This window comes from Pseudomonas sp. GV105, assembly GCF_003058185.1.
GTDB lineage: Bacteria > Pseudomonadota > Gammaproteobacteria > Pseudomonadales > Pseudomonadaceae > Aquipseudomonas > Aquipseudomonas veronii.
In genome coordinates this window covers 266,057-279,228 of record NZ_QBUF01000008.1, presented here as the reverse complement: position 1 = coordinate 279,228, position 13,172 = coordinate 266,057, and the positions used below count along the sequence as shown (strand labels likewise).

Below are 13,172 nucleotides of genomic sequence, written 5' to 3'. Positions count from 1 at the left end.
TTAAAAAGCCGGCTTGTGGCCGGCTTCTCGGGGACCGCCTCAGCTTGTTTTTGACAAACCTCACCAGCCTTCAAATCGCTCAGCCAACATCGCGTCTGGCTGAATAGTCAGGGCATCCGCGGGAGTTTTTCCGCATCGCCTGGCAAGGTGAATGGCCTAAAACCAGCCCCTGCCAAATGTGCGGCGCATGATACCCATATTCACCTCAGTTGCCCACCTCCGTATCCGATTTAGAGCCTTCCCAGCCCAGCAGGTGTTCATCCAGCGGCACGGGTGGGCGGCGGTTGTTGAGGGTGGACCACCAGAACACCCAGCCGACGATCTGGAAGTTCTGTTCGAAGCGTTGATCGAAGGTCAGGTATTCGTCGGGGTGTTCGCCGGCGTTGTGGCTGCGCATGCGCAGGCCGCCGCCGGGGCGGTTGTAGAGGTATTTGATGCGCAGCATGTCGTCGTGTTCGACGGCGTAGATTTCGCCGTCGATGATTTGAGTGCGGCCGCGGTCGATGGCGAGCGTGGCGCCTTGTTGGATGATGTCGACCATGCTGTTATCGACCATGTAGGCGCCGAGGGCGCGGTCGGGGTTTACGTTTAAGGTCTCGAGGGTGTGACGGGAGAGGCGGATGCGTTCGGTTGAGGTGAAGGACGGATGGAGGGTGATCTCCACATCGATTGTTTCCGGGGAACGGGCGGGGCCTGTGAGGTATTTGCCGCTTTCTTCGCGGGTGGGCAATGCTTTCCTTGCATCTTGAGCGTCCAACAGGAAGTTGGCCGGTGGGTGTTTAGGGCCTACACCGGCGTGCAGCCAGCGGCTGGAGACGCACAACAGTTCTGCGATTTCGTTGAGTCGGCCCATGGGAACACCGCGTTTGAACCAGTTGTTCACGTGCTGAGGCGTGACGCCGCGGTTCTTGGCGAAGTCGGAAGCGGAAAGATGAACTTCCCGTAATAGCGCTTTTAAGCGATCACCTGATGTATTCATAAACGCTGAGTTTACTGGCCGGGAAAATAGATCAAATAAACTATGCGTTCAATTGCCGGTGTAGGTTTTTACTTAGTTGTAGCCTGATCTTTCGTTGGCGCTGCTTAGTTCAACATAGAGTGTTAATAATTGAACTTGGCGTTTAATTTTTTCCACAAAAAAAGCCCCGAATGATCGGGGCTTTTTTGATTGCCGGGGCAATGAGGAGTCGGTATCAGCCTTTGTAGGCGGCGACCGACTTCATGATCTCGGCGCGGGCGGCATCTGCGTTGCCCCAACCGTCGATCTTCACCCATTTGCCTTTTTCGAGGTCTTTGTAGTTCTCGAAGAAGTGCTTGATCTGTTCCAGCAGCAGTGGCGGCAGATCGGTGTATTCCTTCACGTCCACGTACAGCTGGGACAGCTTGTCGTGGGGTACTGCGATGACTTTGGCATCGCCGCCGCCGTCGTCGGTCATGTTCAGGATGCCGACTGGACGCGCGCGGATAACCGAGCCCGGGGTAACCGGGTAAGGGGTTACGACCAGCACGTCGAGGGGGTCGCCGTCGTCAGCCAGGGTGTTGGGGATGAAACCGTAGTTGGCCGGGTAGAACATCGGGGTGGCCATGAACCGGTCAACGAACAGGCAGTCGCTGTCTTTGTCGATTTCGTATTTGATCGGCGCGTGGTTGGCCGGAATCTCGATGGCGACGTAGATGTCGTTCGGCAGGTCTTTGCCAGCCGGAATCTTGCTGTAGCTCATTGGGCGTTGCCCCCGTAGTTGGCCATGTACATGGCCGGATTGGCCTAAAAGTGGCGGCGATTATAGGCATATTCTGACGCCGATGCCATGCACCAGACGTCGTACAGTCATTCGCCTTGTGGCTGATAACGCGGGTCGTGCGCTTGCAGCTGCGCGAGGCGGGCCAGAGGGTCCTGGCGGTAAAAATGACTGAGTTGGGCGTACACCTGTGGATAACTTTCCACCAATAAATCTGGCGCGCTGAAAAAATATTCGCTGGTGACCGCGAAAAATTCCGCCGGGTTTTCGGCGGCGTAGGGGTCGATGGCGGTTTCGGCGTCGGGGTTGGCGTCCAGTTGACGGTTAAGCTCATCGTAGGCGCCTTGCATCACGCGGGCCCAGTCTTGCACGCGCATGTCGTGGTGCAAGGGCGGCAGGCCGTTGGCGTCGCCGTTGAGCATGTCGAGCTTGTGCGCCAGTTCGTGGATCACCAGGTTGTAGCCTTCCCAGTTGCCGCTGGCCAGCACGCCGGGCCAGGCGAGGATCACCGGGCCTTGTTGCCAGGCTTCGCCGCTGTGCTCGCCGTCCCACTCGTGCTCGACGCCACTGGCATCGCGATGACGTTGCGGGCTGAGGAAGTCGTCGGGGTACAGCACGATCTCGTGGAAGCCCTGATACCAGTCGAGGTCGCCGAGGTTCATCAGTGGCAGTTGCGCCTGGGCGGCGAGCAGCAGGCGTTGTTCCTGGTGCAGCTCGACGCCGGGCAGGGCGGTGAGGTGTTTTTCGGCGAGAAACACCACGCAGGCTTCGCGCAGCCACTGGTCTTGCTCGGCGCTGATGCCGTCGAGGAAGGTCAGGTGCTCGCGCACCCGCTGCCAGGTGTCATCGGCAATCGGGTGCCTGGCCAACAGGCGCCGGCGACGCCAGGCGCTGAGGGACCACATCGCAGGTTACTGCGACTTGGCTTCGGAAGACGTGCGACCAAAGCGGCTGCGGAACACGCTGATGATCATCGGCACCAGCGACAGCAGGATGATGAACACCACCAGCAGCGAGAGGTTTTTCTTGATGAACGGCACGTTGCCGAAGAAGTAACCCAGGGTTACCAGGCCGCCGACCCAGAAGACAGTGCCCAGCACGCTGAAGCCGAAGAAGCGCGGGTAGGGCATTTTCGCGATACCGGCAACGAACGGTGCAAAGGTGCGCAGGATCGGCAGGAAGCGCGCCAGGGTCACGGTTTTGCCGCCGTGCTTGTCGTAGAAATCGTGGGTTTTTTGCAGGTAGTCGCGGCGGAAGATTTTCGAGTTCGGGTTGCTGAACAAGCGTTCGCCGGCTGTTCGCCCGATCACGTAGTTGGTGCTGTCGCCGAGGATCGCCGCCAACATCAATAGACCGGCGAGCAAGACCGGGTCCATGCCGCCACCCGCCGCCACCGCGCCGGCAATGAACAGTAATGAATCACCCGGCAGGAACGGCATGACCACCAGGCCGGTTTCGCAAAAGATTACAAGGAACAGAATGGCGTAGATCCACAGACCGTAATTTTTTACCAGCAGGTCGAGGTAGACGTCGAGATGCAGGATAAGGTCAAGCGGGTTGAAATCCATGGATGGCACCTGTGTGAATGGCCCGACTCAGCAGGCCTGTGCGGAGGCTCGGGTAATAAGGCTACAAGTATTTGTCGCGCTTCTTACAATCCTGAAAGGTCGGCATTATACGGATTGAGAAGTGAAAAGAGTGTGTGGGTTTTGTAGCGGGTGATGTCATGGCACTCGGCTCCCAGAGCACCACAGAACCAAATGTGGGAGGGGGCTTGCCCCCGATCGGGTCGTGCCAGTTATAAATAGTCTGACGGGGCCACGGCTATCGGGAGCAAGCCCCTCCCACAGGGATTTTGGCGGGCTTGGGAGATGGGGTCAGTCTTCGCTGATCGGCAACACGTAGTTCTTGAACTCGCTGTCTTCGCGAAAACCCATCGACTCATACGTCTTCTGCGCCACGTTATTGTTGCTGCTGGTCGACACCCGCAGCCGCACTGCATGGGTTTCCTTGGCCATCTTCTTCGCTGCGCGCATCAGGTTGTCCGCCACCAGTTGCCGGCGCGCGTCTTCGGCGACATAGATGTCGTTGAGGATCCACACCCGTTTGAGCGACAACGAAGAAAAGCTCGGGTACAGCTGACAGAACCCGAGCAAGCGTTTGTCGTCGTCATCGGCCAGGGCCAGGTAGATCACCGATTCCTTGCGGCGCAGGCGTTTTTCCAGGAAGGCCCGCGAAGAGTCCGGGAACGGCAGCGCCCCGTAGAACTCGCGGTATTTGACGAATAACGGGGTCAACAGGTCCAGGTGTTCCAGGGTCGCTTGAGTGATCCGCATGCCAGGCCTCAACTTCCAGATGGTATATGACCACGCGAGCGGCCGTGACTCGATGCTGCCTAAAGACGTGAAAAAGCGCAATCGTGCGGGGATCAGTCGGTGGGCGGGCTGAGCAGGAAATTGCCTTTCACCAAGTCCGGGTCATCTGACTCGATGGTCTGAACCTGCGCCTCATCCTTGAGGTTGACCCCCGACAACTGCCGACGGCAGGCCTCCCGCATCAAGTACAGCAGGCGATGGGCCGCCATGCCATAACTCAAACCCTCCAGGCGCACGTTGGAGATGCAGTTGCGGTACGCGTCGGTGAGGCCAACCTTGGGGTTGTAGGTGAAATACAGGCCCAGGCTGTCCGGCGAACTGAGCCCCGGTCGTTCACCGATGAGGATCACCACCATCTTGGCGCCGAGTAGCTGGCCAATCTCATCGGCCACCGCGACGCGGCCCTGTTCCACCAGGATCACCGGTGACAAGGACCAGCCTTCGGCGTGGGTCTGTTCCTCCATGCGCGTGAGAAACGGCAACGTGTGTTTATGCACCGCCAACGCCGACAGACCATCGGCCACCACCACGGCCAGGTCGATGCCGCCCGGGTTGGCCGCCGCATGATCGCGCAGGGCCTGGGCCGACTCATCGCTCAGGCGCCGCCCCAGGTCCGGGCGTTGCAGGTAGCTGTGGCGGTCGACGGCGGCGCTGTGCAGTAGCAGGCTGTCACGCCCGCGTTCGGCGAGCTGAGTGCTGAGGCCGACATGGTCGAAGGGCAGGTGGACCGCGTCCCGCGCCTGGGCGTGGGCGAATTGGAAGTCCAACTGTGCGCTGGTGGGGATGCTGGTGCCAGTACGGCCCAGGGCGATGCGCGCCGGGGTCAGGCGACGCAGTTCCAGCCACGGGTTTTCGGGTAAGTCTGGTTGCACGGGCGGCTCCTTCATCCCAATTGCGCCAAGGCATGGCGAAATGCCGGTGGCAGGCTGTTGCCGAAGCGCACTTTGCCGTCGGCTTGCGTGAAAATGCCCATGTTCGCCAGCCACTGTTCAAACTCCGGCGCCGGCTTTAGACCCAATGTCTGGCGGGCGTACAGGGCGTCGTGGAACGAGGTGGTCTGGTAGTTGAGCATGATGTCGTCGGAACCGGGAATGCCCATGATGAAGTTGATCCCGGCCACGCCCAGCAGGGTCAGCAGGGTGTCCATGTCGTCCTGGTCGGCTTCGGCGTGGTTGGTGTAGCAGATGTCGCAACCCATCGGCACCCCCAGCAGCTTGCCGCAGAAGTGGTCTTCGAGGCCGGCGCGGATGATCTGTTTGCCGTTGTACAGGTACTCGGGGCCGATAAAACCGACCACGGTGTTCACCAGGAACGGCTTGAAGTGCCGGGCCACGGCGTAGGCGCGGGTTTCACAGGTTTGCTGGTCGACGCCGAAGTGCGCGTTGGCCGACAAGGCGCTGCCCTGGCCGGTTTCGAAATACATCAGGTTCTGCCCGAGGGTGCCACGGTTCAGGCTCAGGCCTGCTTCGTAGCCCTCCTGCAGCACGCTCAGGCTGATGCCGAAACTGGCGTTGGCCGCCTCGGTGCCGGCGATCGACTGGAACACCAGGTCCAGCGGCACGCCACGGTTGATGGCTTCGATGGAGGTGGTGACGTGGGTCAGCACGCAGGCCTGGGTGGGGATTTCGTAACGCTGGATGATCGCGTCGAGCATCTCCAGCATGGCGCAGATCGAGGCGATGCTGTCGGTGGCCGGGTTGATGCCGATCATGGCGTCGCCGTTGCCGTACAGCAGGCCGTCGAGAATGCTCGCCGCGATGCCCGCCGGTTCGTCGGTGGGGTGGTTGGGTTGCAGGCGGGTCGACAAGCGGCCGCGCAGGCCCATGGTGCCGCGAAACCGGGTGACCACGCGGATCTTCTGCGCGACCAGCACCAGGTCTTGCACGCGCATGATCTTCGACACGGCGGCGGCCATTTCTGGTGTCAGCCCTGGCGCCAAGGCGCGTAGGGATTGTTCATCGGCTGCGTCACTGAGCAGCCAGTCGCGCAGGCCGCCGACGGTCAGGTGGCTGACGGCGGTAAACGCCTGTTTATCGTGGGTGTCGATGATCAGCCGGGTGACTTCGTCGCTTTCATAGGGAATCAGCGCCTCTTGCAGGAAGTGCTTCAGCGGGATATTCGCCAAGGCCATTTGCGCCGCCACCCGCTCGCCATCGTTCTGTGCGGCGACGCCAGCGAGGAAGTCGCCTGAACGGGCGGGGCTGGCCTTGGCCATCACGTCCTTGAGGCTGTCGAAGCGGTAGGTCGATGCACCCACCGCGTGGGAAAAACTTGCCATACAGTGTCTCCTTGATGACGCGGGCAAATATGGGTAAGGCGCCCGCGTCGAGGTTTACGGCAGTCAGTGCAAGGCGGCCTCTGCGGCCTGGATCGCCGCGAACTCTTCTTCCGGCGTGCCTGCTACCAAGTGATGCCGGCTGTAGAAAGCAAAGTAAGCAATTAATACTCCATAGATGATTGCAGCGCCAATCACCACTCGCGGGTCGACCAGAAAGCCCGCCACCACGGCCACGCAGGCCAGTACCAGGGCCACGCCGGAGGTAAAGATGCCGCCTGGCGTGCGGTACGGACGATCCATTTTGGGGCGACGGATGCGCAGGGTGATGTGCGCGGCCATCATCAGCACGTAGGAAATGGTCGCGCCAAACACCGCCACCAGAATCAGCAGGTCGCCCTGGCCGGTCAGCGACAGGCCGAAACCGATAATGCCGGGGATCACCAGCGCCAGGACCGGCGCCTTGCTTTTGTTGGTCTGGGACAGTTTGCGCGGCAGGTAGCCGGCGCGGGACAACGCGAAGATCTGCCGCGAATAGGCGTAGATAATCGAGAAAAAGCTGGCGATCAAGCCCGCCAGGCCGACCAGGTTGACGAAGCTGCCCATCCAGGTCGAGCCGCCATACGACAGCGCCAACGCTTCAACCAGCGGGTTGCCGGACTTGATCAGCGCGTAGGTGCCAGCGCCGCCCGGTGCAATCACCAGGATCAGCAGGGCAAAACTGGTCAGCACCACAATGGCGCCGATCAGGCCGCGGGGCAGGTCGCGCTTCGGGTTCTTGGTTTCTTCGGCCGCCAGCGGCACGCCTTCTACCGCCAGGAAGAACCAGATCGCATAGGGAATCGCCGCCCACACGCCGACGTAGCCGAATGGCAGGAAGGTGCTGGCGCCCTTGGCGTCGGTCACCGGGATGTCGAGCAGGTTGGCGACGTTGAAGTGCGGCACCATCGACACCAGGAACACGCCCAGTGCAATGGCGGCGACGGCGGTGATGACAAACATCAGCTTCAAGGCTTCACCCACGCCAAAGATATGGATGCCGATGAAGATGATGTAGAACGCCAGGTAAATCATCCAGCCGCCGATGCCGAACAACGACTCGCAATAGGCGCCGATGAACACCGCGATGGCGGCGGGGGCGATGGCATATTCGATCAGGATCGCGGTGCCCGTCAGGAACCCGCCCCAAGGGCCAAAGGCGCTGCGGGCAAAACCGTAGCCACCGCCGGCAGTAGGAATCATGGAAGACAGTTCGGCCAGGGAAAAGCACATGCACAGGTACATGGTGGCCATCAGTAATGTGGCGAGGAACATGCCGCCCCAGCCACCCTGGGCCAGGCCGAAGTTCCAGCCGGCGTAGTCGCCGGAGATCACGTAGGCAACGCCAAGGCCGACCAGCAGCACCCAGCCGGCGGCGCCTTTTTTCAGTTCGCGTTGTTGGAAGTATTGGGAATCGACTTTTTCGAAGTCGACGGAGGATCCAGTGGGTTCGCTAGGCATGGGAAAGTACCTTTCATTCTTATTGTTTTGGTCCCGACAAGTTGTCGCCGGGTAATGTAGGAGCGAGTTTGCTCGCGAAAAACTTCAGAGCACCGCGCAGAGCCAGGCTATCCGCGTAATCGTTGAGGTTCTTCGCGAGCAAGCTCGCTCCTACGGGGGCGGTTATCGCCCCGGCGGTGTTGGGTTAGAAGAAGCCCAATGGATTGATGTCGTAGCTCACCAGCAGGTTCTTGGTCTGCTGGTAGTGATCCAACATCATCTTGTGGGTTTCACGACCGACGCCGGACTTCTTGTAACCGCCAAACGCGGCATGCGCCGGGTACAGGTGGTAGCAGTTGGTCCACACGCGGCCCGCCTTGATCGCCCGGCCCATGCGGTAGGCGCGGTTGATGTCGCGGGTCCACAGGCCGGCGCCGAGGCCGAACTCGGTGTCGTTGGCGATCGCCAGGGCTTCGGCTTCATCCTTGAAGGTGGTGATGCTCACCACCGGGCCGAAGATTTCTTCCTGGAACACCCGCATCTTGTTGGTGCCCTTGAGCAGGGTCGGCTGGATGTAATAGCCGGTGGCCAGATCACCTGTCAGCTTCTCGACCTTGCCGCCGGCCAGCAACTCGGCGCCTTCGCCCTTGGCGATTTCCAGGTACGACAGGATCTTGTCGAACTGCTGCTCGGACGCCTGGGCGCCGACCATGGTGTCGGTGTCCAGCGGGTCGCCACGCTTGATCGACGCGACCTTCTTCATCACCACTTTCATGAAGTCGTCGTAGATCGACTCTTCCACCAGCGCGCGGGATGGGCAGGTACACACTTCGCCCTGGTTGAAGAACGCCAGCACCAAGCCTTCGGCGGCTTTCTCGATGAATTGCGGTTCGGCTTTCATGATGTCGGCGAAGAAGATGTTCGGCGACTTGCCACCCAGTTCAACGGTGGACGGAATAATGTTCTCGGCCGCGCAATGCATGATGTGCGCGCCCACCGGGGTAGAGCCGGTGAAGGCGATCTTGGCGATGCGCTTGCTGGTGGCCAGGGCTTCGCCGGCTTCTTTGCCGAAACCGTGGACCACGTTCAGCACGCCCGGCGGCAGCAGGTCGCCGATGACTTCCATCAGCACGTTGATGCCCAGCGGGGTTTGCTCGGCCGGCTTGAGCACCACGCAGTTGCCGGCGGCCAGGGCCGGGGCGAGTTTCCAGGCGGCCATCAGCAGCGGGAAGTTCCACGGGATGATCTGGCCGACCACGCCCAGGGGCTCATGGAAGTGATAGGCGGCGGTGTGTTCGTTGATTTCGGCGCTGCTGCCTTCCTGGGCGCGGATGCAACCGGCGAAGTAGCGGAAGTGGTCGGCGGCCAGCGGGATGTCGGCGTTGAGGGTTTCACGCACGGCCTTGCCGTTGTCCCAGGTTTCGGTGATGGCCAGCAGTTCGAGGTTCTGTTCGATACGGTCGGCGATCTTCAGCAGCACCAGCGAGCGGTCCTGGGCAGAGGTTTTGCCCCAGGCGTCGGCGGCGGCATGCGCGGCGTCCAGCGCCTTGTCGATGTCTTTGGCGGTGGAGCGCGGGAATTCGGCGATGGGCTTGCCGTTGACCGGGGAAGTGTTGGTGAAGTAGTTGCCATCGATCGGCGCCACGAATTCGCCGCCGATGTAGTTGCCGTACTTGGCCTTGAACGAAACGATGGCGCCTTCAGTACCGGGGTGTGCGTAACGCATGGTGGGTATCTCCTGGCTTTTTATGTTTATTGGAGTGCAGCGCGGCAAGCGCTTGATAAAGCGTAGAGCAAAGGTCGGGCCACTGCCTTGCAAGCCAGTTAAATCAGGGGGTTGGCGAGAGCCAAAAAGTGCGGCCGTGCCAGCCTTGGTACAGTCTGTGTGACAGTTTGTGCCATGCACGGTACAACCTGTGACCGGTGGGTCGGCGCGGGATTGCAATGGCCGGGTGGCTGGGGGATGCTGGACGTTCTCACGCAGGGAGAATAATAAGAACATGCATCACGATCATTTCAGTCGCCATGCCCAGCAAGTCTTGACCGTGACCCGTGGGCAAGACCTTTCCCAGGGCCCCGGCAGCGACCCGTCCATCGCCCGCTCCTGGCTGCGTTGCCTGGAGGATTATCACCTCGACCCTGCGCTGAGCATCGCCCCCACCGTGCTCGAACATGGCCGTCTGCTGGAAAGCCGCGAGCGCCTGCAGCAGGTGCTGCACATCGCTGGCGGCGAGATGAACAGCCTGCATCAGCAACTTTCGGGCGCCGGTCACGCCGTGCTGCTCACCGACGCGCGCGGGGTGATCCTCAACTGCGTCACCGCGCCGTCCGAGCGCAAGATTTTCGAGCGCGCCGGGTTGTGGCTCGGCGCCGACTGGAGCGAGGCCTGCGAAGGCACCAATGGCATCGGCACCTGCCTGGTGGAGCGCCAGTCGTTGACCATTCACCGCGATGAGCATTTTCGCGGGCGCCACACCGGGCTGACCTGTTCGGCGAGCCCGGTGTTCGATCCCCATGGTGAGTTGCTGGCGGTGCTGGACGTGTCGTCGGCGCGGGAAGCGGTGTCGCGTCAGAGCCAGTTCCACACCATGGCGCTGGTCAACCTGTCGGCGAAGATGATCGAGAGTTGTTACTTCCTGCGTCACTTTGAACACCACTGGCTGCTGCGTTTTCACTTGCAGGCGGAGTCCGTGGGCTTGTTCAGTGAAGGGCTGCTGGCGTTCGACGGTGAAGGGCGCATTTGCGCAGTCAACCAAAGTGCCCTGAACCTGTTGGGGCAGATGCGTGGTGGCTTGCTGGGGCAGCCTGTGGAAGCGCTTTTCGAATGCACCCTGGATCAACTGCTGGGCCGCGCCAGCGCCAATGCCACAGCGAGTTGGCCGCTGCGGACGCGGGACGGTCGACATCTGTTTGCCGCGTTGCGCGGCCAGCCGCGCAGTGTGCCGGTGCCCGTACCGCCGCAGCCGGTGGTTGCCGCCAAGCCCGAGCGTCTGCTCGGTATCTGCTTGGGCGATTCCGCGTTGCAAAGCGATTTTCGCAAGGCGTTGCGCGTGTTCGAGCGTGATGTGCCGCTGCTGGTCAACGGTGAAACCGGTTCCGGCAAAGAGGCCTTCGCCAAGGCCGTACACCAGGCCAGCCAGCGTGCGGACAAGGCTTTTGTTGCGCTCAACTGCGCCGCCATCCCGGAAAGCCTGATCGAAAGCGAACTGTTCGGCTATCGCGGCGGCAGTTTCACCGGCGCCCGCAAGGAAGGCATGCGCGGCAAGCTGCAACAGGCAGATGGGGGCACGTTGTTCCTGGATGAAATCGGCGACATGCCCCTGGCTTTGCAAACCCGGCTCTTGAGGGTGCTGGAGGATCGCCTGGTGGTGCCCATCGGCGGCGAGCCCCAGGCGGTAAACGTGAGAGTCATCAGCGCCACCCACCGTGATTTGTTGCAGCGTGTGCAGGCAGGCAGCTTTCGTGAAGATTTGTACTACCGACTCAATGGCCTCGAAATCGGCTTGCCGCCGTTGCGCGAGCGCAGTGATAAGCCGCAATTGCTGGATTTTCTGCTGGCCCAGGAAGCCGGGGAGCAGACGATAACGCTCGATGCCGGCGCGCGTCAGGCATTGCTGGCGTTCGCCTGGCCGGGCAATGTGCGGCAGTTGCGCACGGTGTTGCGTACCCTGGTTGCACTGTGTGACGGCGCGTTGATCGGTGTCGATGATTTGCCGCCGATGATCCGCCCGGCGTCCTTGACTACGCCTGCTGCGGATGTCCCCCCGCTGTCGCTGCTTGAGGATGCCGAGCGCCTGGCATTGTTGAAGGTCCTGACGCAGCAGCGCTGGCATATGACCCTTGTGGCTGAACGGTTGGGGGTGAGCCGCAACACGTTATATCGAAAGTTACGCAAACATGGCATTGAACTGCGTTCGGCGTTGTAATTCGTAAGTTGTTGTCGAATGTGTGGGGGCGGTTTTTAATTGTTGGTTGTAGGGGGATTTACTGTTTTTGCTTTTGTGGGTTAATTGTTGAAAAAGTATGTCCTGGCTGGCGCGGAAGTAAATGCATGTAATGTTGTTTCGGTGGAACTGAGATAGATATTTTTGTCACCCAGTGAATGCAAGTTTTTATTGACTGACTAAGGTGATGATTATGAATGTTACAGGTGTTCCAACTTATACTACAGTACCGTCCAGTGACGTTTCAGCTGATGTTACTCAAGCTGCCAATAATACTGGATCGACCGGTAACCCGCGCAACGCCGCTTCGGCTACTTGGCAAAATGATCGCTCCGAGCTTACTTATGATGCTGAACGTTTGAACTCGGACACGCAGGTTCGTAGCAAAAGGGGAATTGATTTCGGACGTTTTTTCCGCAGGCCGACGCATAGCACTTCCCGCGTGCCGTCTGGGACGCCCGGTCAATATAATCAGGTTAATAAGGGACCGTTTTTCTCAAACCCACCTTCCACTCATGCATCTAATAAGCCCTTTCGAGATCTGATTAATAACAACCGGTTCGGGGGCTCTACCCTTCCTTCCAGGTCTCACCCCGTTCCCAAGACGTTTGGCGAGGTGGCGCAAAACCTCGTCACTGCCGATCGCCTGGTCAAGGCTGGCGTGTTCAAGACCGGGCCAGATCTGAAAACCGTGACACGGGACGCTTTCGTGAATGCCGCAGTCAACGGCTTGGTCAGTACGCCATTGAGTATTGGTACTTACGCAGGCTCCGTATGGAGTGGCGAGCAGATCAAGGGGGCGTTCAGCGCCAATACCCCCTTACTTCCTCCCGCGCACCAGCCCGCGCCGAGTCAACAGAACGGTGTGGCGGGATCGGCGCCGAGTCCTTCATCGCCGCAAGACCTGGCGTTGCACTTGGACAATGCAGAATTAAAACTGCTCTTGGTCAGTAATACGATCCAGGCCTATACCGAAGGGAGCGAGGGTCAAGCCTTGGATAAAAGCCCCGATTGGCCAACCGAGACAACTGCCCGACTTGATATGTTGGAAAAGCAATACAACACCGTCGAGTCGAACTTGGAATTAATCGCTAAGGAAAATGATTTTATATTCAGGCCCTTTAAAAGTGATACCGCCGCCACCGAGAAAGACCCTGTGCGCCGCCTTGAAACATTGGATCGACGCAATCAGGCTGTTTTAAACCAGATCTCCCGTATCAATACGGTGTTGGAGCCGAAGGGGCCGCCATCCTCGATGCAGTTTGTCTGATGCGGGTTATTAATTGACACCCCATAATGACCCCTCGTATACGCTGAGTCCGGTGCTGTCACGGCGGGTGACGGCACCGGGCTCAACGAC

General features: G+C 60.2%; 11 protein-coding genes. 2 read left to right on the top strand and 9 right to left on the bottom strand.

Translation table 11 applies throughout. The features are described 5' to 3' along the window. Positions 1-205: 205 nt before the first annotated feature. The 9 genes from C8K66_RS17865 to C8K66_RS17825 form a co-directional block, all read right to left on the bottom strand. Complete coding sequence (locus tag C8K66_RS17865; RefSeq protein WP_046381915.1) at positions 206-979, bottom strand: S24 family peptidase; 774 nt, start codon at positions 977-979, stop codon at positions 206-208. 214 nt (positions 980-1,193) lie between these two features. Next, entirely contained in the window at positions 1,194-1,721 is a 528-nt protein-coding gene (ppa, locus tag C8K66_RS17860; RefSeq protein WP_003176323.1) for an inorganic diphosphatase, read from the bottom strand. Between the two features lie 107 nt (positions 1,722-1,828). Further along, on the bottom strand, positions 1,829-2,644 hold the full coding sequence (locus C8K66_RS17855; protein WP_017848367.1) for a zinc-dependent peptidase: 816 nt from the start codon (positions 2,642-2,644) through the stop codon (positions 1,829-1,831). Between the two features lie 6 nt (positions 2,645-2,650). Further along, the gene (locus C8K66_RS17850) at positions 2,651-3,307 is read right to left on the bottom strand and encodes a DedA family protein (RefSeq protein ID WP_079444784.1); all 657 of its coding nucleotides are present in this window, start codon (positions 3,305-3,307) and stop codon (positions 2,651-2,653) included. A 309-nt stretch (positions 3,308-3,616) separates the two neighbouring features. Continuing rightward, positions 3,617-4,075, bottom strand: a complete 459-nt coding sequence (locus tag C8K66_RS17845) for an N-acetyltransferase (protein ID WP_017848365.1) — start codon at positions 4,073-4,075, stop codon at positions 3,617-3,619. A gap of 92 nt (positions 4,076-4,167) precedes the next feature. After that, positions 4,168-5,001: an ethanolamine ammonia-lyase subunit EutC gene (eutC, locus tag C8K66_RS17840; protein WP_017848364.1), complete on the bottom strand. Its 834-nt coding sequence runs from the start codon at positions 4,999-5,001 to the stop codon at positions 4,168-4,170. Next, on the bottom strand, positions 4,998-6,392 hold the full coding sequence (locus C8K66_RS17835; RefSeq protein WP_017848363.1) for an ethanolamine ammonia-lyase subunit EutB: 1,395 nt from the start codon (positions 6,390-6,392) through the stop codon (positions 4,998-5,000). Before C8K66_RS17835 ends, eutC begins: the two co-directional genes overlap by 4 nt. Before the next feature lie 63 nt (positions 6,393-6,455). Continuing rightward, complete coding sequence (gene eat, locus C8K66_RS17830; protein ID WP_017848362.1) at positions 6,456-7,889, bottom strand: ethanolamine permease; 1,434 nt, start codon at positions 7,887-7,889, stop codon at positions 6,456-6,458. A gap of 184 nt (positions 7,890-8,073) precedes the next feature. Next, positions 8,074-9,594 (bottom strand): aldehyde dehydrogenase family protein, encoded by a 1,521-nt coding sequence (locus C8K66_RS17825; RefSeq protein ID WP_017848361.1) that lies wholly within the window; start codon positions 9,592-9,594, stop codon positions 8,074-8,076. Between the two features lie 274 nt (positions 9,595-9,868). On the opposite strand from C8K66_RS17825, the gene C8K66_RS17820 reads away from it, so the two are divergent. Together C8K66_RS17820 and C8K66_RS30630 are read left to right on the top strand one after the other, a co-directional pair. Further along, positions 9,869-11,794, top strand: a complete 1,926-nt coding sequence (locus C8K66_RS17820; RefSeq protein WP_057005937.1) for a sigma-54-dependent Fis family transcriptional regulator — start codon at positions 9,869-9,871, stop codon at positions 11,792-11,794. A 211-nt stretch (positions 11,795-12,005) separates the two neighbouring features. Further along, positions 12,006-13,082, top strand: coding sequence for a hypothetical protein (locus C8K66_RS30630; protein ID WP_128191675.1), 1,077 nt, complete (start codon positions 12,006-12,008; stop codon positions 13,080-13,082). Positions 13,083-13,172: the final 90 nt, after the last annotated feature.

Bases quoted from the DNA above. Each gene is read 5' to 3' on its own strand.
- eutC (WP_017848364.1), bottom strand. From the start codon at position 5,001: ATGAAGGAGCCGCCCGTGCAACCAGACTTACCCGAAAACCCGTGGCTG.
- C8K66_RS17855 (WP_017848367.1), bottom strand. From the start codon at position 2,644: ATGTGGTCCCTCAGCGCCTGGCGTCGCCGGCGCCTGTTGGCCAGGCAC.
- C8K66_RS17845 (WP_017848365.1), bottom strand. From the start codon at position 4,075: ATGCGGATCACTCAAGCGACCCTGGAACACCTGGACCTGTTGACCCCG.
- C8K66_RS17820 (WP_057005937.1), top strand. From the start codon at position 9,869: ATGCATCACGATCATTTCAGTCGCCATGCCCAGCAAGTCTTGACCGTG.
- eat (WP_017848362.1), bottom strand. From the start codon at position 7,889: ATGCCTAGCGAACCCACTGGATCCTCCGTCGACTTCGAAAAAGTCGAT.
- ppa (WP_003176323.1), bottom strand. From the start codon at position 1,721: ATGAGCTACAGCAAGATTCCGGCTGGCAAAGACCTGCCGAACGACATC.
- C8K66_RS17865 (WP_046381915.1), bottom strand. From the start codon at position 979: ATGAATACATCAGGTGATCGCTTAAAAGCGCTATTACGGGAAGTTCAT.
- C8K66_RS17850 (WP_079444784.1), bottom strand. From the start codon at position 3,307: ATGGATTTCAACCCGCTTGACCTTATCCTGCATCTCGACGTCTACCTC.
- C8K66_RS17825 (WP_017848361.1), bottom strand. From the start codon at position 9,594: ATGCGTTACGCACACCCCGGTACTGAAGGCGCCATCGTTTCGTTCAAG.
- C8K66_RS17835 (WP_017848363.1), bottom strand. From the start codon at position 6,392: ATGGCAAGTTTTTCCCACGCGGTGGGTGCATCGACCTACCGCTTCGAC.
- C8K66_RS30630 (WP_128191675.1), top strand. From the start codon at position 12,006: ATGAATGTTACAGGTGTTCCAACTTATACTACAGTACCGTCCAGTGAC.